Origin of the sequence: Roseiterribacter gracilis (assembly GCA_018332375.1) — a bacterium.
GTDB lineage: Bacteria > Pseudomonadota > Alphaproteobacteria > BOG-932 > Roseiterribacteraceae > Roseiterribacter > Roseiterribacter gracilis.
Genome location: BOPV01000001.1, coordinates 59104 through 85566 on the forward strand (window position 1 = coordinate 59104; position 26463 = coordinate 85566).

Here is a 26463-nt window from a genome sequence, read left to right on the forward strand (position 1 = left end):
TCCTGCCCCACCCTGCCTGTGCCTGCGCGTAGGGTGCTAGTGCCGCCTCGGGAGCTTTGGAGAGCCCAATGTCGAAAACGGTCCTCATCGTCGAGGACAATGAGCTCAACATGAAGCTCTTCAACGACCTGCTCGAAGCCCATGGGTTCCGGACGCTGCAGACGCGCGACGGAATGGAGGCGTTGAAACTCGCGCGAGAACATCGTCCCGATCTGATCGTCATGGACATCCAGCTGCCCGAGGTCTCGGGTTTGGATGTGACGAAATGGCTAAAGGAAGACGACCACTTGCGAGACATCCCCGTGATTGCGGTCACGGCGTTCGCAATGAAGGGCGACGAGGAGAAGATCCGGGAAGGCGGCTGCGAGGACTACATCGCCAAGCCGATTTCTGTTACCAAGTTCCTCGAAACCGTCCAGAAGTACCTCGCCTGAGCAACATCGGGACGGGCGGAGAAACCGGCCCAGTGCCCGCGTATGGAGAGACGCTGACGCATGTCGGCCCGAGTTCTCGTCGTCGACGACCTGCTGCCGAACGTCAAGCTGCTCTCGGCAAAGCTGACCAACGAATATTTTGAAGTCGTCACGGCGCTGAATGGCCCGCAGGCGCTCGAAGTCGTTCGTCAGGCGCCGCCCGATATCATCCTGCTCGATGTGATGATGCCGGGGATGGACGGGTTTGAAGTTTGCACCCGCATCAAGTCGGATCCCGCGACGTCGCATATTCCGATCGTCATGGTGACCGCGCTCAGCGACGCTGAAAATCGCGTGCGCGGGCTTGAGGCCGGCGCCGACGACTTCCTGACCAAGCCGGTGAACGACGTCGCGCTGTTCGCACGCGTGCGTGCGCTGGTGCGTCTCAAGCTGACCATCGACCAGTGGAAGCTGCGCGAGAACACGTCGAACCAGTTCGGCATGGCGACGCCGCTGTCGGCGCGCGCCGAGGCGGTCGATCACGCGCATGTGCTGCTGATTGAAGATTCGATCCTCGATCGCGATCGCGTCGCGACCACGCTGACGCGCGACCAGGACACGGTTTCGCACGCGCCGTCGGGCGCCGCTGCGATGCAGATGACCCAGGCCGAAAGTTTCGACCTGATCATGCTGAGCCTCAATCTCGAGGGCGAAGATTCGCTGCGCCTGTGCTCGCAATTGCGCAGCCAGGACAAGACGCGCCAGACGCCGATCTTGTTGATGGCGCATGAGGACGATCTGAAACGCGTCGCCAAAGGCCTCGAGCTGGGCGCGACCGATTACATTTTGCGTCCGATCGATCGCAACGAGTTGATGGCGCGCGTGCGCAGCCAGGTGCGTCAGAAGCGCTACCAGGACCGGTTGCTGGTCAATTACGAGTCGAACCTCTCGATGGCGCTGACCGACAGCCTGACCGGGCTGTACAACCGCCGCTACGTGATGGTGCACTTGGAGCGTCTGCTGCGGCAGAGCCAGGAAAGCAAAAAGCCGTTCGCGCTGATGCTGCTCGACATCGATCACTTCAAGCGCATCAACGACAATTACGGTCACCCGGCGGGTGACGACGTGCTGCGCGAATTCGCCGGCCGCATCGGGCGTAGCCTGCGCAATTTCGATCTTGCCGGCCGTATCGGCGGTGAAGAGTTCGTCGCGATTCTGCCCGACACCAATCTCGATGTGGCGGTTGCGGTCGCTGAACGTCTGCGCGCCCAGATCTCGGGCGCACCGATGACGGCCAAGGGTGTCGACGACCAGATCCCGGTCACGACCTCGCTCGGCGTGACGATCGCATCGGATCCAGGTGAAAGCGTCGACGATCTGATCGGCCGCGCCGACCGGGCCCTCTATGCCGCCAAGCGCAACGGCCGCGACCGGGTCGAGGTCGAGCTGGCCGGCGGAGCAGCGCCTGCTGCTGCGGCCGCGGGCGGCGGCGACTAAGCTCCAGGCGGGGCGCATCAAGCCCCAGAAACGCAAAAGGCCGCCCGAAGGCGGCCTTTTGGGCATCCCCGTAAAGGGGACGTCTTATTTGATCTTCTGTTCGTTGAACTCGACGTGCTTGCGCACCTTCGGGTCGTACTTCTTGAACGACAGCTTTTCGGTCGCCTTACGCGGGTTCTTCTTCTTCACATAGAAGAAGCCGGTACCAGCCGAGCTCACCAGCTTGATCAAGACGGTTGATGACTTCGCCATAACACTCACTCCAACAGCCCCAAAAACCGGATCGGCGGGGCCGGAAAACGAAGCGCGGAAGATACGGACCGCCGCCCGGAAGTCAAGCCGCGCTTCGGTCGCGGCGGCAGGGCTGATTATAGAAGCAAATTCAGGATGTTAGTCGTGCTGGCAGTGCCGTTGATCAGGTCCGCCACGGACAACGTACCGGCATTGGTCGAGTCCCCGACCAGCGCCAGGTACTGCATCAGGAGCTGCTTGGTCGCGGCCGTGCCCTGGTAGGGGGTAACCGCGGCGTCGGTCTCGGCCTTGGCCTTTTGGGCCAGCAGGTCGGTGACGTTGGCCGTGTTGAATTTCAGCGTGTTCATGTCCCCCGACAAATCGATCGAGATGTCGGTCAGGGAATTGATGGCGGCGCCCAGCACCGCGGTCGGCGGTCCCGCGGTCTTGAACAGGTTGTTGACGGCGGCGACCAGCGGGCGCGTCACCTGCGTATCGAATTCACCGTGGCCGCTGATGTCGAACGTGCCCGGCGTGCTCTTGAGAAACAGCAGCGTGTCCGAGGTCGAGGTCAGCAGGTTCTTCTGAATCGTGGTGTCCGGCGTCGGCTTGATCAGTTCGCCGGTTTCGGAATCGATCGTGCCTGCGCTGTTGTCGATCGGCTGCGACGTGTTCTTCACCGTCACGGTCGCGTTGGCGACCTGTTCGCTGATGCCCTGCGTGGTCAGGATCAATTGATTGTCGATCGCGGTCCGCCCGTCGAAGGTCAGCCGCGCATTGTCGATCGTCTCGCCGTCGCTCGTGATCGTCGTGCGCGCGTCTGCCAGGCTGGGCAGCACGGTGCCGGTGATCAGGTCGTACGCCGCTTTGGCGCCACTCGCAGTGCTGAGATCGATCCCGGCAATCGCACCGGCGACGCTGGTATTGAGATCGCCTTTGCGCACGTAGAGCTGCGTGCCGCCGATGAAATTGTAGGCCTGGCTTCCGCCACCAACGAGCAGATTGTCGGCGTCGGTGCCGGACGTATTGATCAGGCCGCTGATCTTGTTCTGCAGATCGCTGACCTGGCTCGCGAGCGTCGCGTCGCCGCCGTTGGTGACTGCGCCCTGCGCCAAGGATTGCAATTGGCCGAGCAAGCTCCCGATTTGCGTCGCACGGCTAACGCTGTCGGCGACCGACTGGCTACCTTGTGCCAGTTGATTGGTATCGACCGTCACGGCAAAGCCGGCGCTCGTCGCGGCTTGCTGCACATAATTCGCCTGGTTGCTGAGGCTCTTTGTCAGTGTGTCGAGCGACTGCTGCAACTGCTCGACCACGACCGAGCCGGAGAGGCTGTTGCTGGCCGAAAGCGCGTTGACGTTGGTTAGCTTGTCGCTGATCTGGCTGACCAGATCGAGCCCGTGAATCGACAGCGCAATGCCGCTTTCCGATCCATAGTCACCATTTCCGGTCAGCAGATTGTCGGTGCCGCCGCCGCTGGTTTTGATCAGTGACTGAATGTCGGCCTTGAGCTGCTGCACGCTTTCATCGAGCGAATTGTGGTTGATCGGCAGGCCATTGGCGTCGAGCGTGCCCGTGCCGGTGTCCAACGCTGCGCCGAGCTGCGTCAGCTTGGCTGCGATCTGGTTGGCGCGTGACAGCGAGTCCTGCGCCGACGACGCGGCGCGATAGACCAGCGCCTGCTGCGCCGGGCCGATCGTCGGATCGACGTTTTCGAGCAGCGTGTTGTAGGTGCGCTGCTGCTGGTTGAGGAAATCGGTGTTCGAAACCGACGAAGCCCGCGCGCCATCCAGATCGCTGGCAAGCGTGCCGGCGGGAACGTCGCCTTGATTCAACGCATCGAACTGCGCCTGCGCCGAATCGAGCGCCGTCTTGATCGACGTGAGATCGGTGCCCTGGAAACTGTAGCTGTGGCCCGGCGACGTCGTGATGGTGAGCGAGAAGCCGGCATTCTCGAGCAGATTCGACGGCGTTCCCGTCGCCGGGTCGAGATAGGTCGCGTTGTCGAGATTGTTCTTCAGCCGCGCGACCGTGTTGTCGAATTGCGTCTTGGTCGTCGCCAGATCCGCAGCGCTAAGGCCCGACGCTGACTGCACCAGTTGCCGCAACGCATCGATCGAGCTCGTGAGGTCCGACGTACGCGTCTTGGCCGCGTCGAGCAGGCCGCGCACCTGCGTCAATTGCGGAACGTAGTTATTCTGGTCGGCAATCTTGGCGGCGTTCGCGCCGCTGGGATCCCGGCGCAGCGCCAGCGCGTCATAGGCGCTTTTGAGCGTCGTCAGGCTGGACGAAAGATTGCTCACGACCGTGCTGGCCGAGCTCGACAGATTGGTCGCGTCGGTGATCTGCGCCTGATCGTCGGTGGCGCTCTGAAACAGATCCGCGTTTTGCGCGATCGTATTCTGCAGCGATTTGAGGTTGAGCCTGCTGGTCAGGATCGCCGCTTGTTGATCGACGTCGAGACCGGCAAATCCGCTGGGCAACTGCAGCGCCGTCTGCACGACGTCGCGCAACACGTTATCGCCCAGAATTTGAAACGGGCTGGTGACGTTGCCAATGTTGCGGATGAAATAGGCGGCTTCGCGCAGCGCAGGATCCTGCGCACCGAGATTTTCTTCGAAGACGTTAGTTTCGTAGGTCTGGGTAAATTTAGCGATGTACGCTTGATCTTTGAACCCGGCGGGCGGTCCGTTGAAGAAGCTGAGGTCTTTGACGATCTGGCTGAAGCGAGGATCGACCAGACGGTTGACCAGTGACTGCGGATTGCTTGGATCCTGCGTCAGCAACGCGCGCAGACGCGCCGGATATTGCGCTTCGCTTTCGAGCCCGTAGGTCGTCAGCACGGTCTTGAGCAGCTTCGGATCCGACATAAGCTGATCGATCGAGGTGATCGTCGGTGCTTTGGTCGTGAAATAATCGACCGCGTCTTTGACCGATGGGGTTTGCGCGCTGCGGGTCAGTTGTTGCTGCTGATTGGCCAGCAACCCTTGCCAAGTCGCGATCGAAACTGACGACACGGAAACGCTCCTCTGCGTGCGCCCGGAGAATACCGGGCACACGCGGGCGTTCCTACGGCGCGTGTGTTACGCGCGGAAACCGTATGTTTCGCTTAAACGTTGGGCGAAGTTGCTCACAGAGCGGCAACCAGTCGTGCCTGCGTCAGATCAACAGATTGAGAATGCTGTTGGTGTTGGAGCTACCGCTCAGCAGGTCGGCCAGCGATTGATTGGCGCCGGTCGTCGTATCTGCGTTGAAGGCGAGGAACTGGTTGGCGATGAGCTTGGCTTTGGTCGTGCCGGTGTACGGGTTCGTCAGCTGCGCAGCTTCGGCTTTGGCCTTGGCAGTAAGCGTGTCCTGAACCTTGATTGAACCGAACTTCAACTGGCTGGCGTCGCCCGATAGGTCGATCGAAATGCTGGTCAGCGCCAGCAGCGAACTGTGAATGACGCTGAGCGGCGAGGTTGAGTTGGTCAGCAACGCAGTGACTGCGTTCTGCAGCCCCTTGGTGACGTTCTGGTCGAACTCGCCATGGCCGCTGATCGCGTACGTGCCGGGCGTGCTTTTGAGGAAGACCAGCGAGTCCGCCACCGAGGTCAGCAAATTTTTGCCGCTTACGGTCGCGGTCTGCACCTGCGTCGTGATGTTCGCGACGGCGGCCGTGAAGCGATCGTCCAGCGCTGCGCGCGGATCGAACGTCTTGCGTGCCGTATCGATCGTCGTCGAGCCCGTGGTGATGTCCAGCTTGGCATCGGCAAGCGCCGGCAACAGCGTGCTGTTGATCAGATCGATCGCGTTCTTTGCCGCCGTTGAGCTGCCCGTCGACGACAGGTCGATGCTGGCGAGCTGGCTCGTGATCGTATTTGCGAGGTCGCCTTTGGTGATGCCGAGTTGCGCGCCCGGAATGAAATTGTAGTTTTGCACACCGCCGCCGACCAACAGATTGTCCAGCCCGCTGCCTGGTGTGTTGATTGCGTCGGTGATGCTCTGAATCAATGCATCAGCGTCGACGCTGTTCTGGGCACTGCCGTCGCCGGCATTGAATGCCGACTGCGCCAACGAGCGCAGCTGGCCGAGCAACGATCCGACTGTGGTTGCGCGCGAAAGACTGTCGGCTGCCGACTGTGTGCCAAGGCGCAACTGCGCGGTATCCGGCGTGATCACGAACGGCGCGCTGGCCGCGGCCGACTGCACGTAGGCCGAGTCTGCCTTAATGATGTTGGTGCGCGACGCCAGATACGGGCGCAGCTCTTTCGAGATCAGATCCGATCCGCTGGTTGCGTTCGCCACGGTGAACGCGTTCACGTCTTTCAAACGATCGCGCAGCTGCGTCAGAAGATCGGCGCCGCGAATCGACAGCGGAATGCCTTCTTCGGACCCGTAGCCGCCATCTGCGGTCAACAGATTGTCGGTCCCGCCGCCGTTGCCTTTGATCAGCGTCTCGATGTCAGCCTTGAGCTGCTGCACCTGCGTGTTGAGCTGCGCGTGATTGGCTGTTGGATCGATCGCGGTTTCGAGCGTCGCCTGCAGCGTGATGAGCTTGCTTGAAATCTTCGCGATGCGCTGCAGCGCATCTTGCGTCGAGAAGTCGGCGCGGAAAATCAGCGACTGCTGCGAGGCGGAAATATTGGGATCGATCGTCGTCAGCGCCTGCGAGTAGATCCCGCCCTGCTGGGCGAGGAACGCCTGGCCGGCGACCGTGTCGGTCCGCGCGGTCGCGAGATTCGTCGCGGCATTCGGATCAATCGCGGTTCCGAACGTCGTGGTCGTATCAAACGCCGACTTTGCGTTGCTCAGCCCATTTAGCACGGACGAGAGATCGGTGCTGTTGAAGGTCACGGTACCGGCCGGCAGGTTGATCGCAATTGAAGCGGGCGTGCCCGCGATCAGCGACTCTGGATTGCCGTTGCTGGGATTGATGTACCCAGCCTTCACGAGGTTGTTCTGCAATCGCGTGACGGTCGTATCGAATTCCGTCTTCAGCGCATCGAACGAAGCCTGATCCGTCGTCGTCGGCGCCGCAGTGATGATCTGCTGCAACCGGTCGATTGAACTCGGAATATCGGCGATACGCGCATTGGCGGAATCGAGCAGGCCACGCACGCGCGCCAAGTCGGCGACGAAGCCGTTCTGCTGGGTGATCTTGGCTGCGTTGACGCCAAGAGGGTCCTGCCGAGCAGCGAGCGCCTTGTACGCGTTCTCGATGTCGGTGAATTCGCTGCTGACGCTCTTCACCACCGCGCTGGCCGCCTGGGACAGCTTGGTGACGTCCGTGATTTTGACGTTGTCGGCGTTTGCGTCGGAGAAGAGCTGCGCGTTCTTAGCCAGCGTGCCTTGCAGGTCTTTCAGATTCAGGCGCTGCTTGATGATCGCGGCTTGTTTTTCGATGTCCAGGGTCCCGAACTGGTCTGGCAGCTGCAGCGCCTTGAACACTACGTCGCGCAACACCCTGTCGCCCAGAATCTGGAAGACGTCGGTCACGTTGCCGATGTTGCGCAGGAAGTACGCGGCTTCGCGCAGCGCCGGGTCCTGATTGCCAAGATTCTTTTCGTAGGTGTTCTGCGCGAAGGTCTGCGCCAGCTTATCGGCGTATTTCGGATCCTGCAGATTGCCCGGCGCGCCGGCGGAGAAACTCAGGTCGACGACAAATTTCGTATAGCGTGAATCGATCAGGCGATTGACCAGCGACTTCGGATCTTTGGGATCCTGCGTGAGCAGCGCTTTGATCTTCGCCGGATATTGCGCGTCCGCTTCGAGCCCGTACGTCGTCAGGATCGTGCCCAGCAGCTTCTTGTCTTTGAGAAGCTGGTCGACGTTCTGGATCTTGGGCGCGTTCTTGCGGAAATAGTCGATCGCGCCTTTGACGGCAGGCGAGTTCGCACTCCGCGCCAGCAGTGTCTGCTGGTTCTTCAGAATGCCCTGCCAATTGGCGACGGAAATTGCGCTCACGGTCGTTCTGTCCCGTTGTCTCAGGCGGTTTCTCCCGCCGACGCAAGAATAGCGCCAGTTACACCCTGAATGAAAGCAAAGGCTTGTTACCGTGCCCGCCTGGCAAGCTGGCGTTAGGAGGAAATTCTTGCCGCTCTAGCGGCGATGCTTGCCGGGGCGATATGGCCGGCCAGGCCGCTCCCGCTGGACGGGAGAATCGGGATCGTCGACCAGCCGGAACAGAGTCGAGCCCGCAATCGGGTCGGCCTCGACCACCCGGGCCAGCACCCGGTCGCCCAGGCGCCAGACCCGGCCCGACCGCCTTCCGACCAGGCGATGCTGGGGCTCGTCATGGATCCAGAGGTCATTGGGCTCGAGGGTGCGGATCGGCACCAGCCCGTCGGCGCCGCTCTGATCCAAGGTCACGAACAGGCCGAACCGCGTCACGCCGTTGATCCGACCGGGGAAGGTGGCGCCGACATGGTCGGAGAGGAACGAGGCGACATAGCGATCGATCGCGTCGCGTTCGGCCGATGCTGCGGTTCGTTCGGTTTCCGAAATATGGGTCGAGATTTCTTCGAGCTTCTCGCGCTCATTGTCCGACAGGCCGCCGGGCCCAAGCCCGTACGCGCGCACCAGCGAACGATGCACGAGCAAATCGGCATAGCGCCGGATCGGCGAGGTGAAATGCGCGTAGCGCGGCAGCGCCAAACCGAAATGGCCGAGATTGGTCGGGCTGTACGCGGCCTGCGCCTGCGATCGGAGCACGAGCGAATTGATCAACTCGGCTTCGGGGCGCTCGGCTGCGCGCTGCAAGAGCTGCGTCAGATGTTTGGGGCGGATCACTTGCCCCTTCGACAATTTCAGATCGGCACCGATGCCGGCGAGAAACTGCCGTAGCGCATCCAACTTCGCGCCGTCGGGCGCGTCATGCACGCGATAGACGCACGGTGCGTGTTTGGCTTCGAGCGCTTCTGCCGCCGCGACGTTGGCGGTGATCATGAATTCTTCGATGAGCTTGTGGCTGTCGAGCCGTTCGCGCGGCGCGATTTCGGCAACGCGGCCGTCTTCGCCGAGTTTGACTTTGCGCTCGGGAATTTCGAGTTCCAGCGTGCCGCGCTTGGCGCGCGCGTCCGACAGCGCGCGGAACGCGCCGTAGAGCGGCTGGATCACCGGTTTCAGCAACGGGCCCGTCGTGTCGTCGGTGCGCCCGTCCTGCGCCGCCTGCACCTGTTCGTAGGTCAGGCGTGCGGCAGATCGCATCAAGCCGCGGAACAGGCGATGGCCGCGCAGATTCCCGCGGGCATCGATCCACAGATGAAAACCAAGACAGCCGCGCGGCTCGCCAGGCACAAGCGAACACAGGCCGTTCGACAGACGCTCGGGCAACATCGGCACGACGCGGTCGGGGAAATAGACCGAGTTGCCGCGCTCGCTTGCATCGCGATCGAGCGGTGTGCCGGGCTGGACGTAATACGACACGTCGGCGATCGCGACGATCAGATGCCAGCCGCCGGGATTTTGCGGATCGGGATCTGCCTCGGCCCATACCGCATCGTCGAAATCGCGCGCGTCAGCGCCGTCGATCGTCACCAGCGGAATGTCGCGTACGTCTTCGCGTCCGCTGAGATCCGGGACCGTCGCTTCCTTGGCCTGTTGCAGCGACGCTTCCGAGAAGACGGTCGGAATCTGTTTCGAGTGAATGACGATCAGGCTGATGGCGCGCGCATCGGACGTTTCGCCGACCACTTCGACGACCTTGCCCTGGCGCAGGCCGAGACGCGTTGCGGGCAGAATGTCGGCGACCACGATGTCGCCGTTCTTGGCGCCGCCGCTATTGGCCGGCAAGACCGCAAGATCATGGCGCGCGCGTTTGTCGGTTGGCCGAATGCGTGCGCCGCTCGGCGTGTTCTCGAAGACGCCGACCATGCGCGTCGCTTCTTCGCGATCGATCTTGCGCAGGATCTTGACCGTCCAGCGCGTCGCGTCGAGACGCTTCAATTCGGCCAGCGCGCGATCGCCGACCGCCAGTGCGGGCGTGTGATGCTTCCGGTCCAGCGCAACGCGCGCCACGGGGGCGGGGCCGTCGCCGCTCCATTCGATCGGACGCGCGCGCAAACCGCCTTCGTCATCCAGCTTGATGATCTCGACGATGCCGACGGTCTGGATCGCGCCTTTCTGGCCGACGCGCTTGCCGCGACCGCGATCGATCGCGCCTTCGCGCTCGAGCTGCGCCAGCAGCGCTTTCAGCTCGATGCGCTGATCGCCTTTGATGTTGAAGGCGCGCGCGATTTCGCGGCGGCCGACATGGCCTTCGTTGTCGCGCAGAAAAGCGAGGATCGCCTCGCGCGTCGGGAACGGAGCTTCGCGCTTGGGCCCGCGCGTCAACTCTTGGCTTTCTTGGCGGCCGTCTTCTTCGCTGCCGTCTTTTTTGCGGTGCTTTTCTTGTCTGCAGCTTTCTTCGCCGGCGCAGTCTTCTTCGCCGGCGCCGCGTCTTTCTTCGGTGCAGCCGCTTTCTTCGCAGCCGGCTTTGCTTTGCCCGGCTTGGCTTTCGCGGCCAGCAGCGGCAAGGCGCCGTCCAAGGTTGCTTCTTCGACCGTCACGCCGCGCGGCAGCGAGGCCATCGTCTTGCCGTGCTTCACATACGGACCGTAGCGGCCGCTATGCAGCGTCACCGGCACTTGGTCGTCGGGATGCAGGCCAAGCTCGCGCAACTGACCGCGCCCAGCGCCTTTGGCGCCCGCATTTGCCAGCAGCTCAATCGCGCGGTTCATGCCGATCGTCAGCACGTCGTCGCCGGCGGTCAGCGATTTGTAGACGGGGCCGCGTTTCACATACGGGCCAAAGCGGCCGATGCCGGCGGTGATTTCTTCGTTCGTGTTCGGATCGGTGCCGACCGGACGCGGCAGCGCCAGCAACGACAGCGCCTTCTCGAGATCGACGTCGGCAGCCGGAAGACCTTTGGGCAACGAAGCGCGCTTGGGCTTCGGTGCTTTCTTGTCTTCTTTGTTGGCTTCGCCGAGCTGCACGTACGAGCCGTACGGCCCGCGGCGCAGCGTGACCATCAAACCGCTCGCCGGATCGGTGCCGAGTTCGCGGCTTGCCGGCTGATCCGCATCGCCGCCTTCGCCGTTCGGCACGACCAACGGACGCGTGAAGTTGCACTCGGGATAATTCGAGCAGCCCACGAAGGCGCCGAACTTGCCGAGCTTCAGCGACAGACGACCGGTGCCGCATGTCGGGCACACGCGCGGATCGCGTGCACCTTCGGCTTGCGGGAAGAGATGCGGGCCTAGCTCTTCGTCGAGCGCCGAGATGACATCGCTGATCTTGAGATCTTTGGTCTCGCCGATCGCAGCCGAGAACGCAGTCCAGAATTCGCGCAGCAGCTTCTTCCAGTCGAGCTCGCCGGCCGAAATCGAATCCAGCTTGCCTTCGAGATCGGCGGTGAAGTCGTAGGCGACATAGGTCGGGAAGAAGTTTTCCAGGAAGGCGGTGACAAGCCGGCCGCGATCGGTCGGCTGGAACCGCTTCTTGTCGAGCGTGACGTACTGGCGATCCTGCAGCACCTGCATGATCGACGCGTAGGTCGACGGACGGCCGATGCCGAGTTCTTCCAGACGCTTCACCAGCGACGCTTCGCTGAAGCGCGGCGGCGGCTGGGTGAAATGCTGTTCCGGTTTGACCTCGCCGCGTTTGACCGCGTCGCCTTTTTCCATCGGCGGCAGGCGACGGCTTTCTTCTTCGTCGGCGCCTTCAACTGGATCGTCGCGATCTTCGCGATAGAGCGTAAGGAAACCGTCGAACACCAAGGTCTGGCCGGTGGCGCGCAGGCTGATCTTGCCATCCGCCGACGGAATGTCGACCGCGACCTGATCGAACACGGCGCTTTCCATCTGCGACGCGACGGTGCGCTTCCAGATCAGCTCGTACAGGCGCGCAGCGTCCGCATCGAGATAGCGCGCAACGTCCTGCGGACGGCGCGACAGATCGGTCGGGCGAATCGCTTCGTGCGCTTCTTGCGCATTCTTGGCGGTGCTTTTGTAGACGCGCGGCTGGGCCGGGACGTATTTGTCGCCGTATTCTTTGCCGATCAAGCCGCGTGCCTGGCTGATCGCTTCGCCCGACAAGGTCACACCGTCGGTACGCATATAGGTGATCAGGCCGACCGTTTCGCCGCCGATCTCGACGCCTTCGTAGAGACCCTGCGCGGTGCGCATCGTCTTGGTCGCGCTAAGGCCGAGCTTGCGCGACGCCTCCATCTGCAGAGTCGAGGTGATGAACGGCGGGTAGGGGTTGCGGCGCTGTTGTTTGCGCTCGACCGACCCGACTTTGAAATTGCCGGCTTCGATGCGGCGCGCTGCGTCGCGCGCGGCCGCTTCGTTGGGCAGCGCGAATTTGTCGAGCTTCTTGCCGTCGAGTTCGGTCAGGCGGGCGACGAACGTGCCCTTGTCCGTCGAAGCTTCGACTTCGATCGTCCAATATTCCTGCGGCTTGAACGACTCGATCTCTTGTTCGCGCTGGCAGATCAGGCGCAGCGCGACCGACTGCACGCGGCCGGCAGACTTCGAGCCCGGCAGCTTGCGCCACAGAACCGGCGACAGGGTGAAGCCGACGAGATAATCGAGCGCGCGACGCGCCAGATAGGCGTCGATCAGCGGGCGATCGAGTTGGCGCGGGTGCGTGAACGCTTCCTGCACCGCACGCTTGGTGATTTCGTTGAAGGTGACGCGCTGCACGTCGCGGGTCTCGAGCAGCTTCTTGCTGCGCAAGATTTCCTGGACGTGCCACGAGATCGCTTCGCCTTCGCGATCCGGATCGGTTGCGAGAAAGACGTGGTCGGCGGCTTTGACCGCTTTGGCGATGGCGTCGACATTCTTGCCGGCGCGGTCGCCAAGCTCCCAGTCCATCGCGAAATCTTCGTCGGGACGTACCGAGCCGTCGCGCGCAGGTAGGTCGCGCACATGGCCATAGCTGGCCAGCACGACGAAATCATCACCGAGATATTTGTTGATCGTCTTCGCTTTGGCGGGCGACTCGACGATGACGACGTTCTTGCTCAAGCGAGTCCTTATATCTGCTCTCAGGGCTGTAGCCCGTCGTCAGATGAGAGCGACGCGATGCCCAGGCTGGCGCTCGATCCGGCCCGCCAGCTCGAGTTCGAGCAGGACGGTCCTGACCAGCGCGGCGGACAATTGGCAATCGCGGACCAGTTCGTCAACCGCGACCGGTGAAGGTGACAGTCTTGCGAATACGACCTCGCGTGCATGCGCGAGCGCGCGCGAGTCGCTACCCTCGTCGGCATCAAAACCCCAGGGTTCCTGCGGTGGTTCGGCCAAGTCCGCGGCCAACGGTCCCAACTCGCGAAAGATATCCTCGGCGCTCTCCGTGAGATGGGCACCCTGACGAATTAGGTCGTTGGTCCCCCGGGCGCGGGGGTCCAGAGGCGACCCGGGGACCGCAAACACCTCGCGCCCCTGCTCCAGGGCGAAGCGGGCAGAGATCAGTGAGCCGGAATGCATGGCGGCTTCGACGACCACCAATCCGCGCACCAGGCCGGACACGATTCGATTGCGGCGCGGGAAATGCCGCGCGTGCGGTTCGATGCCGAGCGGCATTTCCGCCGCAACACATCCGCGCGCAAAAATGTCGGCCTGCAGTTCGGCATTCTCGGGCGGGTAGGTGACGTCGATGCCGCCGGCGACGACCGCAATCGTGCCGCCGTCGAGCGACGCGTCATGCGCTGCTGAGTCGATGCCGCGCGCGAGCCCCGAGACCACCACCCATCCCGCACGCGCCAGATCGCGCGCCAGCATGTCGGCGATGCGGCGTCCGTTGGTCGACGCATTGCGTGCGCCGACGATGGCGACGGCTGGGCGCAACAACAGGTCGAGCTTGCGACCGGCCGTCAGAACCGGCGGCGGATCGTGGATTGCAGCAAGCGCACGCGGATAGGTCGGCTCGCACGCGCAGATCGTGGTTGCACCGAACTTGGTCACTGCATCGATTTCGCGCGCAATGTCGTTGCGGCTGGGAACACGCAGCGCGCCGTTGCGGCCGCCGCGACGCGCCAGTTCCGGCAGCAATCCAAGCGCGCCCTGTATGTCGCCTTGCGCGCGCCGTAAAAGCTGAAAGAACGCAACTGGACCGACATTCTCGCTGCGTGCCAACCGCACCCAGTCGATACGTTCGTCATCGGCCAGCATGCGAATTGTCATTCGCGCTTTCGCCCGATCTTTGGTTCGGTGCCGTTGGCGAGGCGGCGCAAATTTGCAGCGTGCTTGACCCACACGACCGCGGCCACCGCGATTGCAAACAAGGTCAGATTCTTGTCGCCGACCCACCATGCAGCAGCAGGAAGCGCGAGCATCGCGACCAGTGCCGCGAGCGACGAAATTCGAAACAGAAGCGCCGTGATCAGCCACGTGACGCAAGCAGCGACGCCGATGCGCCATTCAATCGCCAGCATCGTGCCCAGCGTCGTCGCAACGCCTTTGCCGCCACGAAAGCCAAGCCAGACCGGATAAAGATGCCCGGCCAACGCACCAGCGGCGGCCGCAATCGCAACCGTCGGATCGTCGGGTGCGATGGCGCGCGCAATCACGACAGCGATTGCGCCTTTTCCCGCGTCGAGCAGCAAGGTCGCAAGCGCCAGTGGCTTGTTGCCGGTGCGCAGTACGTTGGTTGCGCCGATATTGCCGCTGCCGATCTGGCGCAGATCGCCATAGCCGGCGAGGCGCGTCAGCACGAGGCCGAACGGAATCGATCCCAGCAAATAGCCGGCGAGAAGCGCGAGAAGCAGGGTCACCAGCCGCCCGTCTGCAGCCATTTTTCGATCTGGCCCAACCGGTCGGCGCCCCAGAACGGCTCATCGTCGACGATGACATAGGGCGAACCGAACACGCCGCGTTCCATCGCAGCATCGACTTCGCTTTTCAGCCGGTCCTTCACCGCCTGACTCGACAGCGCCGCTTCGAGTTCGGCTTCGTCGTGGCCGAGCTGGCCTGCAATCGCTAGGACGGTCGAGATTGCAGAGATGTCGCGGTCATCGACCCACACTGCATGCAGCACCGCCTGCGTGAAACGCACCGCAGCGCGCCGGTCGCGATCGCTCAACCAGTAATGCGCGCGCGCCGCTGCAACGCTTGAAAATGGAAAGCTCGATGGAAAGCGCATCTCGACGCCGTTGAGCCGCGCGGTGCGCATGAAATCATGTTTGGCGTATTTTCCTTTGAGCGGCACGCCGAGCAGCGGGGCGGCGCCGGTCACTTTGAAGATCGGGCCAAGCAGAACCGGCCGCCAGTTCACGTCGCGACCGTAGGTGGCTGCGATCGCATCGATGCGAGTCGACGCGACATAGCCGGCCGGCGAGGAATAGTCGAAATAGAAGTCGATCGGCGCAGCGGTCATTGCAATCTTCCGTCAGCCATCAGCGCGAAAGACGGTACGGCCGTCGACGACAGTGCGCAAAACACGACCGCGTACGTCGTACCCGTCAAACGGTGAATTCTTCGACTTCGAGCGGAAGGAATCCGCATCAATCGTCCAGCGCGCGTCGAGATCGAACAAGACGAGGTCGGCAGGACCGCCGACCGCAAGACGACCGAGCTGCTTCAATCCCAGAATGTCGGCAGGCGCCTGGGTCAAACGGCGCAGCGCGTCGAGCAGCGGCATCGTCTTGTCGTGCACCAGGGCCAGCGACAGCGACAGCAACGTGTCGAGTCCCGCTGCACCGGCTGCTGCTTGTGCGAACGGCAGGCGTTTCCAATCTTGCGGCTGCGGCTGGTGATCCGACGCGATCGCGTCGATCGTCCCATCGGCGATTCCGGCCGCGACGGCTTTGCGGTCTTCGTCGTTGCGCAACGGCGGCGACAATTTTGCGAAGGTCCGCCAATCGCCAATGTCGCGTTCGGTCAGCAGAAAATAGGGCGGTGCTGTATCGGCGGTGACATGCAGTCCGCGTCGTTTGGCTTCGCGCAACAGCGCCACACCTTCGGCGGTCGAAATATGCGCGGCGTGGTAGCGGCCGCCCGTCAATTCGACCAGCCGCAGATCGCGCGCCAGCAGAATCGATTCCGCGCAGGCCGGAATGCCCGACAGGCCGAGGCGCGTGGCGATCTCGCCTTCGTTCATCTGCCCGCCTTCGGCAAGGCGCGGCTCTTCCGCGTGCTGCACGATCGGACGGCCGAACGGACGCGCATAGGCAAGCGCGCGGCGCATCAATTGCGGATCCGCGATACAGCGCGATCCGTCAGAAAACGCCACCGCGCCGGCTTCGGCGAGCAGGCCCAGATCGGCGAGTTCGTTGCCGGCGCAGTCGCGGGTCGCGGCGCCATAGGCAAACATTTTGACCTGCTTCACTTCGCGTGCGCGGCGCGCCACGAATTCCAGGCCCGCGACGTCGTCGATCACCGGGTCGGTGTTCGGCAACATCGCCATCGCCGTGACGCCGCCCGCCGCAGCAGCGCGTGAGGCGCTGGCGATGGTTTCTTTTTCTTCGAAGCCGGGCTCGCCGATCGTCACGCGCAGGTCGACCAGGCCCGGCGCAAGACACGCGCCTTTGCAGTCGACGATGTCGGCGCCGGCCGGCACCGCAACGTTGGCGCCCAGCGCGGTGATGGTTTCGCCGTGCACGACGATCGTGCCGAGCGCGTCGAGACCGCTGGCGGGATCGAGCAGGCGTGCGTTGGTGAAAGCAGTCGTCATCAATTTCCACCCGTCGCAGGCGGGCACAGCAGATCCAGCACCGCCATACGCACGGCGACGCCCATTTCGACCTGGTCGAGGATCATCGAGCGGCCGACATCGTCGGCAACTTCGCTGTCGATCTCGACGCCGCGATTCATCGGGCCTGGATGCATGATCAGCGCGTCAGGTTTCGCCAAAGCCAGCGCTTCGCGCGTCAGGCCGAAGAAGTGAAAATATTCGCGCGGGCTTGGCACAAAGCGGCCCGACATACGCTCGGCCTGGAGGCGCAGCATCATCACGATGTCGACGCCGTCGAGGCCCGACTTCATGTCGTGGAACACCGACGCACCAAGCTTGTCGATGCCCGACGGCACCAAGGTCGGCGGTCCCACGACACGCACTTTTGCGCCCATCGTGGTCAGCAGCAGAATGTTCGAGCGGGCGACGCGGCTGTGCAGAATGTCGCCGCAGATCGCGACGGTCAGACCAGCGAGCTTTCCTTTGCGTCGGCGGATCGTCAGCGCGTCGAGCAATGCCTGGGTCGGATGTTCGTGCGTACCGTCGCCGGCATTGATCACGGCTGCGTCGACTTTGGTCGAGAGCAGCATCGCGGCGCCCGATTCCTGGTGGCGCACGATCAGCACGTCGGGATGCATCGCGTTCAAGGTCATCGCCGTGTCGATCAGCGTCTCGCCTTTCTTCACGCTCGAGGTCGAGACCGACATGTTGATGACGTCGCCGCCAAGCCGCTTGCCCGCCAGCTCGAACGAGGTGCGCGTGCGCGTCGAATCTTCGAAGAACAGATTGACGATGGTACGGCCGCGCAACAGCGCTGAGCGTTTGTCGGCACGGCGGTTCTGCTCGACATACGAGTCGGCGACATCGAGGACGGACGTGATGTCCGCCGACGACAAGCCATTGATGCCGAGCAGATGCCGATGCGGGAATGTGCCTCGCGCCGCGCTCACGGGATCAGGATCAACTTGCCGCGGACATGACCGCTTTCGCTCATCGCGTGCGCCCGTGCGAAATCACTGAGGCGCATGATCTCGGCGACGCTGGGGCGCAGGATTTCGAGGTCCGCATGCGCAGTCGCTTCGATCAGTTTCAGCGCGTCGGGCGTACCGCGATGCATGAAGCCGGTTGCCTTATGCGCTGCAAGCTTCGCTTCGTCGGGCGGCTGTACGATCGAGATGAATCGTCCGCCTTCCCGGAGTGCGTCGTAGGCAGCGTCCGCAGCCGCGCCACCGACCGCGTCGAACACCACGTCCACACCTTCCCAGGGGCCCGTCTTGGTCGCAGCGGCGACATCGTCCTGCTCGTAGTTCAGCGCTTTGTCAGCGCGGAGCGTGACGAGGAATTCCTGATTTCGTCCCGAAGCGGTGGCGAAGACCCAGGCGCTCATGTGTTTCGCGACCTGAATGGCGAGCGAGCCGATGCTACCGGCGCCGCCGATCACCAGAACGCGCTCTGCAGCTTTCAGATTGGCGCGTTCGAAGGCCTGACGCGCGGTCACTGCACCAACCGGCATCGACGCTGCATGAGCGTCGTCGAGTTTCGGCGGTGCCATCGAAATGCTGGTAGCTGGCACCACGACCTCTTCGGCATACCAGCCCGATCGCATCACGTCGGTGAAACTCCAGACGCGTTGACCAAGCTCATATCCCTGCACACCTTCGCCCAGCGCGCTGATCGTGCCGACTCCTTCGCAGCCGAGCGTAAACGGCAGGGTGATGTTCAGGCCCGGTATCGAGCCTTTGCGGATCTTCCAATCGATCGGATTGACCGCAGCCGCACCGACTTTGATTCGAACTTCGCCCGGACCGGGCGTAGGGACGGGGACGTCGTCCAGCCGAAGCTGGTCGACGCCGCCAAACCCATGCAGGCGTACTGCACGCATCAAGCAACACCATTCTGTTTGAACCAAGAAAGCATCTTCGCCCACGCATCTTTCGCTTGCTCCGGCCGGTAGCTCGGACGGTAGTCAGCGTTGAAGGCGTGCGGCGTATCCGGATAGACCTCGATCTTCGTCTTGGTGTCGCCGGCTTTTTTCAGCGCTTCGCGCATGGCTTCGACGCTGGTCTGCGGAATGCCCTCGTCGGCACCACCATACAGACCCAGCACGCGGCCTTTGATCTTGTCGGCAACGTCGATCGGATTGACGACACCAGCCGGCGCCGGACGATCAGCGCGCGGCGCAAGTTGGCCGTACCAGGCGGCGCCCGCTTTCACCGCCGGATTGTGTGCGGTGTAGAGCCAGGTCTGGCGACCGCCCCAGCAGAAGCCGGTCACGCCAAGTTTGCTCGTGTTTGCTTTTTCGCTCTTGGCGAAGGCGACCGACGCGTCGAGGTCCGACAGGACTTGCGCGTCGGGCACTTTCGACACGACTTCGGTGAACAGCTTGGGGATCTCGGTGTATTTCGACGGATCACCCTGGCGCGCATAGAGCTCGGTCGCGATCGCGTAATAGCCGAGCTTGGCCAGACGGCGCGTCAGATCCTTGATGTGCTCGTGCACGCCAAAGATTTCCTGGATCACCAGTACGGTCGGCCAATCTTTTCCGGTTGCGGGATGCGACCGGTAGGCGGGGACGGTGCCGTCGGCGACCGGAATCTTCACTTCGCCGGCAACGATGCCGGTCGTGTCGGTGGTGATGGTCTGGGCCGATACCGGCCGGACCGCCATCGCGAAGCCGGTCGCGAGCGACGCAACCGCAAAGCCGCGCCGAGTCATATCGGGGTCGCGCATCAGGCTACGGAGCTGCGACTCCGCCAAATCACTGTCAGTCATGGATTTCAGTCCCTCTTGCTGCAAGCCAGTCGAGAGCGCCCTGGAGAATATAGGCGGCCGCCATCTTGTCCACGGACCTCGCCCGCTTGGCGCGGCTGAGGTCGGCTTGCGTGATCAGAAAGCGCTGCACGGCCTGTGTGGACATGCGCTCATCCCACAGCACGATGGGCAGGCCGGGCGTCCGTTTGGCCATGGCGTCCGCGAAATGTCGCACCGACTGCGCGCGCGGCCCCTGGGTCCCGTCCATATTCAACGGGAATCCGACCACCAGGCCGCCGACACCGCGCGATTTTACGACTTTCTCCAGCTCGACCATGTCGGCGGCGAATTTGGTGCGGCGGATCGTGTCGACCGGCGATGCGAGCTTGAGATCGGGATCGGACACGGCGAGGCCGATCGTCGTTTCGCCCACGTCTAGCCCAAGCAGGCGGCCACGCGGGGCAAGGTGAGGCAGAAGGTCGGCCAGGTTGCGGAGGATCATGGCCCCTGATACCAAGCCGGCTTCCCTTTTCCGACCTGCGTTTTCCATATGTCCCTCGACAATTCCACGGTCGCCAAGATCGCTCGCCTCGCGCGGATCCGGGTTGGCGCCGACGAACAGCCTCATCTCGCCAGCGAATTGAACCATGTGCTCGGCTGGATCGAGCAATTGAGCGAGGTCGACACCAAGGGCGTCGAGCCGATGACCAGCGTTGCGCCGATGACGCAGCGTCTGCGGCCCGATCAGGTCGCATTGGAAAATGATCGCGACGCGGTTCTGGCGAATGCGCCGGAGTCGGTTGCTGGTTTCTACGTTGTGCCGAAAGTCGTGGAATGAGCGCCGTTGATCTGACTCTTGCTGAAGCGCTCGATCGCCTCGCCAAGAAAGACATTTCCGCTGTCGAACTGACCGAGGCGCATCTCGAGCAGATGGCGCAGCATCGTTCGCTGAATGCCTACCTGGTCGAAACGCCGGAACGCGCACTGAACGAGGCGCGCGCCAGCGACGAACGCCGCGCCAAAGGTGCCGCGAAGCCGCTCGACGGTATTCCGCTCGGTATCAAGGATCTGTTCTGCACCAAAGGCGTCGAGACGACGGCTGGTTCGAAGATCCTCGAAGGCTTCGTGCCGACCTATGAATCGACCGTCACCGCCAATCTTTGGCGCGACGGTGCAGTCATGCTCGGCAAGCTGAACATGGACGAGTTCGCGATGGGCTCGTCGAACATGACCAGCGCGTACGGGCCGGTCGAAAATCCGTGGCGCCGTCCAGGCTCGAACGCAAAGCTCGTTCCGGGTGGCTCGTCGGGCGGTTCGGCGTCGGCGGTTGCCGCGCGTATGGCGCTGGGCGCGACTGGCACCGACACGGGTGGATCGATCCGTCAGCCGGCTGCATTCTGCGGCATCGTCGGCATCAAGCCGACCTACGGACGTTGCTCGCGCTGGGGCACGATCGCGTTCGCCTCGTCGCTCGACCAGGCCGGGCCGTTCGCGCGCACCGTCAAGGACACCGCGATCCTGCTGCGTTCGATGTCGGGATTCGATCCCAAGGATTCGACGTCGGTCGATATGCCCGTTCCTGACTGGGCCAAGGACTGCGTTGGCAATGTCAAAGGCATGCGCATCGGTATTCCGCGCCAATACCGCATGGACGGCATGCCGGCGGAAATCGATCGCGTCTGGACGCAGGGCGCGCAGTGGCTGCGCGATGCTGGCGCCGAGATCGTCGAAATCGATCTGCCGCACACCAAATACGCGCTGCCGACCTATTACGTCGTCGCGCCGGCGGAATGTTCGTCGAACCTCGCGCGCTATGACGGCGTGCGCTACGGGCTGCGTGCCGAAGGCGCGTCGCTCACCGAGCTGTACGAGAATTCGCGCGCCGAAGGCTTCGGCGCCGAAGTGAAGCGCCGCATCATGATCGGCACCTACGTGCTCTCGGCCGGCTATTACGACGCCTATTATTTGAAGGCACAGCAGGTGCGCGCGCTGATCGCGCGCGACTTCACCTTAGCGTTCGAGAAATGCGACGCGATCCTGACACCGACCGCGCCGTCAAGCGCGTTTGCGATGGGCGAGAAGATGGACGATCCGATCGCCATGTATCTCAACGACGTATTCACCGTGCCGGCATCACTCGCTGGTTTGCCGGGCATTTCGGTGCCGGCCGGACTTAGCGACGACGGCCTGCCGCTGGGCCTGCAGATCTTGGGCAAGCCGTTCGACGAGTCAGGCGTGTTCCGCGTCGCCCAGGCGATCGAGGACGCAGCCAAGTTCGATGCGAAGCCTGCTTTGTTGAAGGTGGCGTGAGATGGCGGAATTGATCGCAGGCAAGACCGGCGACTGGGAAATGGTCATCGGTCTCGAAGTCCACGCGCAGGTGACGTCGAAGTCGAAACTGTTCTCCGGTGCGCCGACCGATTTTGGTGCCGAGCCGAACACGCAGGTGTCGCTGGTCGACGCCGCGATGCCGGGCATGTTGCCGGTGCTGAACGGGTTCGTCGTCGAACAAGCGGTAAAGACCGGTCTGGGTCTCAACGCGCAGGTCAATAAACGCTCGGTGTTCGAGCGTAAGAACTATTTCTACCCCGATCTGCCGCAGGGCTATCAGATCTCGCAGTTCCAGCATCCGATCGTGGGCAAGGGCGAGATCGAAATCGATCTGCCCGACGGCACGACCAAGGCGATCGGCGTCACGCGTCTGCATCTCGAACAGGATGCGGGCAAGTCGCTGCACGACCAGGATCCGAAGCGCACCTTCGTCGATCTGAATCGCTCCGGCGTCGCGCTGATGGAAATCGTCAGCGAGCCCGACATGCGTTCGGCCGAAGAGGCGGCTGCCTATGTGCGCAAGCTGCGCGCGATTTTGCGCTATCTCGGCACGTGCGACGGCAACATGGATGAAGGCTCCATGCGCTGCGACGTGAATCTTTCGATGCGCAAGCCGGGTGCGCCGCTCGGCACGCGCTGCGAGATCAAGAACGTCAATTCGATCCGCTTCGTGATGGCGGCGATCGAGTACGAGGCGCGTCGTCAGATCGAGATTCTCGAAGACGGCGGCAAGATCGATCAGGAAACGCGCCTTTGGGATACGCGCCAGGGCGTGACGCGCTCGATGCGTTCGAAAGAAGAAGCGCACGACTATCGCTACTTCCCAGATCCCGATTTGCTGCCGCTGGTGCTCGAAGACGGGCTGATCGAACGGATCAAAGCGACGCTCCCGGAACTGCCCGACGCGAAGAAACATCGCTTCATGGGCGAGTGGGGGCTGTCGGCCTATGATGCCGGTGTGCTCGTCGCTGAACAGGAACGCGCTGCGTTCTACGAAGAAGTCGCCAAGGGCCGCGATCCGAAACTGGCTGCGAACTGGACGATCACCGAGCTGCTCGGTGTGCTCAATCGCGAGGGCAAGGATCTCGCCGATAGCCCGGTCAGCGCCGCCAAGCTCGGCGGTTTGATCGATCTGATTTCCGACAACACGATCTCCGGCCGTATCGCCAAAGAAGTGTTCGCCGAGATGGTCGAGACCGGCAAAGAGGCAGCCGCGATCGTCGAAGAAAAGGGCCTGCGCCAGGTCGTCGATACCGGCGCGATCGACAAGCTGGTCGACGAGGTGATGGCCGCGAACCAGGACAAGGTCGCCGAATATCGCGGCGGCAAGGACAAGCTGTTCGGCTTCTTCGTCGGCCAGGCAATGAAAGTGTCGGGCGGCAAAGCCAATCCGGCGCTGCTCAACGAGACGCTGAAGAAAAAGCTCGCGCCTTAACTTCGGGCGACGCGCAACGAAAAAGGGCCGTGGTGTGAACCACGGCCCTTTTGCTTTCGAAGAAAGGCGGCTTAGCAGCTCGCCATGGCGCGCACTTTCGGCGGACGGCCGCGGCGGCGAATTTCAGGGACGACTCCGGCAGCGACTTGGCCAACCGGCATACCGCGCGACGAACGAAGCTCGGCCAGGCAACGCTGCAGGCCGACGAACTCCCGCGCATCTTCCCGATCGGCGATCTGCATCGAGGTCATCTTGTTCTCGACCAAATCGACCAGCAGACCCAGCGTACGTTCCGTGAGCGCCATCGGGCTTTCTCCCCTGTCTGTCTTTAGTTTGGCGTCCGGCCCACATCAGTGGACCGTACAATAGCGTTTTGCGGCCAGGGCCGTTAACGAAGGTTAAAAGTGCAAAGGAATTTTGGAATCCGCAGAAGCGCTTGGCTTTCAGCCCGTTAACCAAACCAAACGCTACAACTCGCGGGTGAGGAAGCAGAAGGGTACTCGCTCTTGATTGATAAGCTCGAATTTCTGCTGGCGCTGGCCCGCGAACGCCATTTTGGACGGGCCGCAGAATCGTGCGGCATCACCCAGCCGACCTTCTCGGCGGGCATCAAACAGCTCGAGAATCAGTTCGGGCTGCTCCTGGTCCAGCGCGGCTCGCGCTTTGGCGGTTTCACCCCCGAGGGCGAGCGGGTGCTGGAATGGGCCCGCAGGATCGTCGGCGACAGCCGCGCCATGAAGCAGGAGATCGATTCCCTGAAACGGGGCTTGGTCGGGCATCTGCGGATCGCGGTGATCCCCAGCGCCCTGCCGATGGTGGCGCAGCTCACCACGCCGTATCGCGCCCGCCATCAGAACGTGCGCTTCACGGTCTTGTCGCGAACCTCGATCGAGATTCTGCAGATGCTCGACGACCTCGAGATCGACGCCGGCATCTCCTATCTCGACAACGAACCGCTGGGACGCGTCACGACCGTCCCGATCTTTCGCGAGCAATATCGGCTGGTGACGTCGAAGAACGATCGCTTCGGCGATCGCGCTTCCGTCACGTGGGCCGAAGTAGGCGAATTGCCGTTGTGCCTGCTGACTCCCGACATGCAGAATCGCCGCATCATCGATCGCATGTTGCGGTCGGTCGGCGCCAACCCCGCGCCGACGCTTGAGTCGAATTCGATGATCGTGCTGTTCGCGCATGTGCGAACCGGACGCTGGTCGAGCATCATGTCGGCAAACATTGCTGAGACGCTGGGACTGTCTGACGAGATTCGCCTGATCCCGGTCGTCGACCCCGAAATTTCGCAAATGATCGGTTTGATCGTGCCGCCGCGTGAACCGACTACACCGCTGGTCACCGCATTGATCGCTGAGGCGCGGCGATTTGCGACCGCTTGATAGATTTGTTCTATCGCCGCATGGGACTGCTTTGTTGATTCAACGTCGATGTGCAGCGGAACTCTGAAGTCAGGGTAGGCGCAAACAACAACGCGTCACCTGACCTCTGGGGGGAGACTCACGAATGACGACGTTGGAGGCGCCCTACGGCGCTGGTGTAGCGGCGCCTGGCCTGCTCGATCGCGAGCGGATCGTCGCCAAGCCGGGCTTCAACCGGTGGCTGGTTCCACCCGCTGCGCTGGCGATTCATCTCTGTATCGGTATGGCGTACGGGTTCAGCGTCTTCTGGCTCCCCCTGTCGCGCGCCGTCGGCATCAGCAAGTCGGTCGCCTGTGCCGACATGGGTTTGATCGACGCCCTGGTCACCACGTCGTGCGATTGGCGCGTCAGCGACCTCGTCTGGATGTACACGCTGTTCTTCGTCGTGCTTGGCCTGTCGGCCGCGCTTTGGGGCGGCTGGCTCGAGCGCGCGGGACCGCGCAAAGCGGGTGTCGTGTCGGCGCTGTGCTGGTGCGGCGGCATGCTGATCTCCGCCGTTGGCATCATCACGCACCAACTTTGGATGATGTGGCTCGGCTCTGGCGTGATCGGCGGCATCGGTCTCGGTCTCGGCTATATTTCGCCCGTCTCCACGCTCATCAAATGGTTTCCCGATCGTCGCGGCATGGCGACGGGCATGGCGATCATGGGCTTTGGCGGTGGTGCGATGATCGGTTCGCCGCTTGCCGATCTTCTGATGCGCAACTTCGCCAGCCCGACGTCGGTCGGCGTGTGGCAGACCTTCGTCGTGATGGCGCTTGGCTATTTCGTGTTCATGATGTCGGGCGCGTTCGGCTATCGCATTCCGCCGGCGGGCTGGCGCCCGGACGGTTGGACTGCGCCGGCGAATGCCAAGGCGATGATCTCGACCAAGCATGTGCATCTCAAGAACGCACATAAGACGCCGCAATTCTGGCTCATCTGGGCTGTGCTTTGCCTGAACGTGTCGGCCGGCATCGGCGTCATCGGCATGGCGTCGCCGATGCTGCAGGAAATCTTCGGCGGCTCGTTGATCGGTCAAGACGTCGGCTTCGGGCAGCTCAATCCCGATCAGAAGAAGCTGGTTGCAACGATCGGCGCTGCGTTCGCTGGTCTTCTGTCGCTGTTCAATATCGGCGGCCGGTTCTTCTGGGCATCGATGTCGGACAAGCTCGGTCGCAAGCTGACCTACTTCACCTTCTTCGTGCTTGGGTTCGTTCTCTACGTATCAGCGCCGACCTTCGGCCATATGGGATCGAAGGCGCTGTTCGTGCTCGCTTTCGGCATCATCCTGTCGATGTATGGCGGCGGCTTCGCGACCGTGCCGGCCTATCTCGCCGACATGTTCGGCACGCAGTTCGTCGGCGCGATTCACGGTCGCCTTCTGACCGCATGGTCGACGGCGGGCATCATCGGACCGGTGGTGATCACGTATATTCGCGAAGCGCAGATTTCGGCCGGCGTGCCGACCGATCGGCTCTACGACACCACGCTCTACATCCTCAGCGGCATGCTGGTGCTCGGCTTCATCTGCAATCTGCTGATCAAGCCGGTCGATCCGAAATGGCACATGACCGACGAAGAAGTCGCGGCGCTGCAAGCCAAGCTGGTGATGGCCGGCAACAATGCGACCGGATCGTTCGGCATCGGCAAAGGTGGTTTCGACGGCAAAGCCGCACTGGCCTGGCTTGCGGTCGGCATCCCGCTCGCCTGGGGCGTGTGGATCACCTTCGACAAGGCAAGCGCACTCTTCCGCTGACCTTTC

At 62.8% G+C, this 26463-nt stretch carries 21 protein-coding genes; 7 read left to right on the forward strand and 14 right to left on the reverse strand.

The features are described from left to right. The first annotated feature begins 68 nt into the window (after window positions 1–68). The gene (locus TMPK1_RS00390) at window positions 69–434 is read left to right on the forward strand and encodes a response regulator (RefSeq protein WP_420240735.1); all 366 of its coding nucleotides are present in this window, start codon (window positions 69–71) and stop codon (window positions 432–434) included. Window positions 435–494: 60 nt separating this feature from the next. Continuing rightward, a complete protein-coding gene (locus TMPK1_RS00395) occupies window positions 495–1910 on the forward strand; it encodes a PleD family two-component system response regulator (protein ID WP_420240736.1) in 1416 nt (471 codons plus the stop codon). Between the two features lie 84 nt (window positions 1911–1994). Here TMPK1_RS00395 and rpmG read toward each other — a convergent pair whose 3' ends face one another. The 13 genes from rpmG to ruvX form a co-directional block, all read right to left on the reverse strand. Continuing rightward, on the reverse strand, window positions 1995–2162 hold the full coding sequence (gene rpmG, locus TMPK1_RS00400) for a 50S ribosomal protein L33 (RefSeq protein WP_420240737.1): 168 nt from the start codon (window positions 2160–2162) through the stop codon (window positions 1995–1997). A gap of 116 nt (window positions 2163–2278) precedes the next feature. Next, window positions 2279–5158 (reverse strand): DUF1217 domain-containing protein, encoded by a 2880-nt coding sequence (locus TMPK1_RS00405; protein ID WP_420240738.1) that lies wholly within the window; start codon window positions 5156–5158, stop codon window positions 2279–2281. Window positions 5159–5300: 142 nt separating this feature from the next. Further along, window positions 5301–8087 (reverse strand): DUF1217 domain-containing protein, encoded by a 2787-nt coding sequence (locus tag TMPK1_RS00410; RefSeq protein WP_420240739.1) that lies wholly within the window; start codon window positions 8085–8087, stop codon window positions 5301–5303. 135 nt (window positions 8088–8222) lie between these two features. Next, on the reverse strand, window positions 8223–10454 hold the full coding sequence (gene rnr, locus TMPK1_RS00415; protein ID WP_420240742.1) for a ribonuclease R: 2232 nt from the start codon (window positions 10452–10454) through the stop codon (window positions 8223–8225). Continuing rightward, window positions 10451–13129: a type I DNA topoisomerase gene (gene topA, locus TMPK1_RS00420; protein ID WP_420240743.1), complete on the reverse strand. Its 2679-nt coding sequence runs from the start codon at window positions 13127–13129 to the stop codon at window positions 10451–10453. The genes rnr and topA overlap by 4 nt, the downstream gene beginning before the upstream one ends. A 39-nt stretch (window positions 13130–13168) precedes the next feature. Further along, a complete protein-coding gene (gene dprA / locus TMPK1_RS00425) occupies window positions 13169–14284 on the reverse strand; it encodes a DNA-processing protein DprA (RefSeq protein WP_420240744.1) in 1116 nt (371 codons plus the stop codon). Next, complete coding sequence (gene plsY, locus TMPK1_RS00430; RefSeq protein ID WP_420245592.1) at window positions 14281–14877, reverse strand: glycerol-3-phosphate 1-O-acyltransferase PlsY; 597 nt, start codon at window positions 14875–14877, stop codon at window positions 14281–14283. The genes dprA and plsY overlap by 4 nt, the downstream gene beginning before the upstream one ends. Then, complete coding sequence (locus tag TMPK1_RS00435) at window positions 14871–15476, reverse strand: 2-hydroxychromene-2-carboxylate isomerase (RefSeq protein ID WP_420240745.1); 606 nt, start codon at window positions 15474–15476, stop codon at window positions 14871–14873. Before TMPK1_RS00435 ends, plsY begins: the two co-directional genes overlap by 7 nt. A 12-nt stretch (window positions 15477–15488) precedes the next feature. Next, entirely contained in the window at window positions 15489–16772 is a 1284-nt protein-coding gene (locus TMPK1_RS00440; RefSeq protein WP_420240746.1) for a dihydroorotase, read from the reverse strand. Beyond that, window positions 16772–17722, reverse strand: coding sequence for an aspartate carbamoyltransferase catalytic subunit (locus tag TMPK1_RS00445; protein ID WP_420240747.1), 951 nt, complete (start codon window positions 17720–17722; stop codon window positions 16772–16774). Before TMPK1_RS00445 ends, TMPK1_RS00440 begins: the two co-directional genes overlap by 1 nt. Further along, the gene (locus tag TMPK1_RS00450) at window positions 17719–18654 is read right to left on the reverse strand and encodes an NADP-dependent oxidoreductase (protein WP_420240748.1); all 936 of its coding nucleotides are present in this window, start codon (window positions 18652–18654) and stop codon (window positions 17719–17721) included. Before TMPK1_RS00450 ends, TMPK1_RS00445 begins: the two co-directional genes overlap by 4 nt. After that, on the reverse strand, window positions 18654–19544 hold the full coding sequence (locus TMPK1_RS00455; RefSeq protein WP_420240749.1) for a dienelactone hydrolase family protein: 891 nt from the start codon (window positions 19542–19544) through the stop codon (window positions 18654–18656). The genes TMPK1_RS00450 and TMPK1_RS00455 overlap by 1 nt, the downstream gene beginning before the upstream one ends. Next, window positions 19537–20151, reverse strand: coding sequence for a Holliday junction resolvase RuvX (ruvX, locus tag TMPK1_RS00460; RefSeq protein ID WP_420240752.1), 615 nt, complete (start codon window positions 20149–20151; stop codon window positions 19537–19539). The genes TMPK1_RS00455 and ruvX overlap by 8 nt, the downstream gene beginning before the upstream one ends. Here ruvX and gatC point away from each other — a divergent pair. The 3 genes from gatC to gatB are packed head-to-tail and all read left to right on the forward strand — an operon-like array spanning window position 20074 to window position 23289. Next, window positions 20074–20361 carry an Asp-tRNA(Asn)/Glu-tRNA(Gln) amidotransferase subunit GatC gene (gatC, locus tag TMPK1_RS00465; protein WP_420240753.1) on the forward strand — a complete coding sequence of 96 codons (288 nt, stop codon included), beginning with the start codon at window positions 20074–20076 and terminating at the stop codon, window positions 20359–20361. The genes ruvX and gatC overlap by 78 nt on opposite strands. Beyond that, on the forward strand, window positions 20358–21833 hold the full coding sequence (gene gatA / locus TMPK1_RS00470; protein ID WP_420240754.1) for an Asp-tRNA(Asn)/Glu-tRNA(Gln) amidotransferase subunit GatA: 1476 nt from the start codon (window positions 20358–20360) through the stop codon (window positions 21831–21833). The genes gatC and gatA overlap by 4 nt, the downstream gene beginning before the upstream one ends. A 1-nt stretch (window position 21834) precedes the next feature. After that, on the forward strand, window positions 21835–23289 hold the full coding sequence (gene gatB / locus TMPK1_RS00475; protein WP_420240755.1) for an Asp-tRNA(Asn)/Glu-tRNA(Gln) amidotransferase subunit GatB: 1455 nt from the start codon (window positions 21835–21837) through the stop codon (window positions 23287–23289). Between the two features lie 71 nt (window positions 23290–23360). Here the strand turns inward: gatB and TMPK1_RS00480 are convergent, their stop codons facing one another. Further along, window positions 23361–23594: a hypothetical protein gene (locus TMPK1_RS00480; protein ID WP_420240756.1), complete on the reverse strand. Its 234-nt coding sequence runs from the start codon at window positions 23592–23594 to the stop codon at window positions 23361–23363. 201 nt (window positions 23595–23795) lie between these two features. Here TMPK1_RS00480 and TMPK1_RS00485 point away from each other — a divergent pair, with 201 nt between their 5' ends. Both TMPK1_RS00485 and TMPK1_RS00490 read left to right on the forward strand, forming a co-directional pair. Then, complete coding sequence (locus tag TMPK1_RS00485) at window positions 23796–24680, forward strand: LysR family transcriptional regulator (protein ID WP_420240757.1); 885 nt, start codon at window positions 23796–23798, stop codon at window positions 24678–24680. A gap of 124 nt (window positions 24681–24804) precedes the next feature. Next, window positions 24805–26457, forward strand: coding sequence for an OFA family MFS transporter (locus tag TMPK1_RS00490; protein WP_420240758.1), 1653 nt, complete (start codon window positions 24805–24807; stop codon window positions 26455–26457). The last annotated feature ends 6 nt before the right edge of the window (window positions 26458–26463 follow it).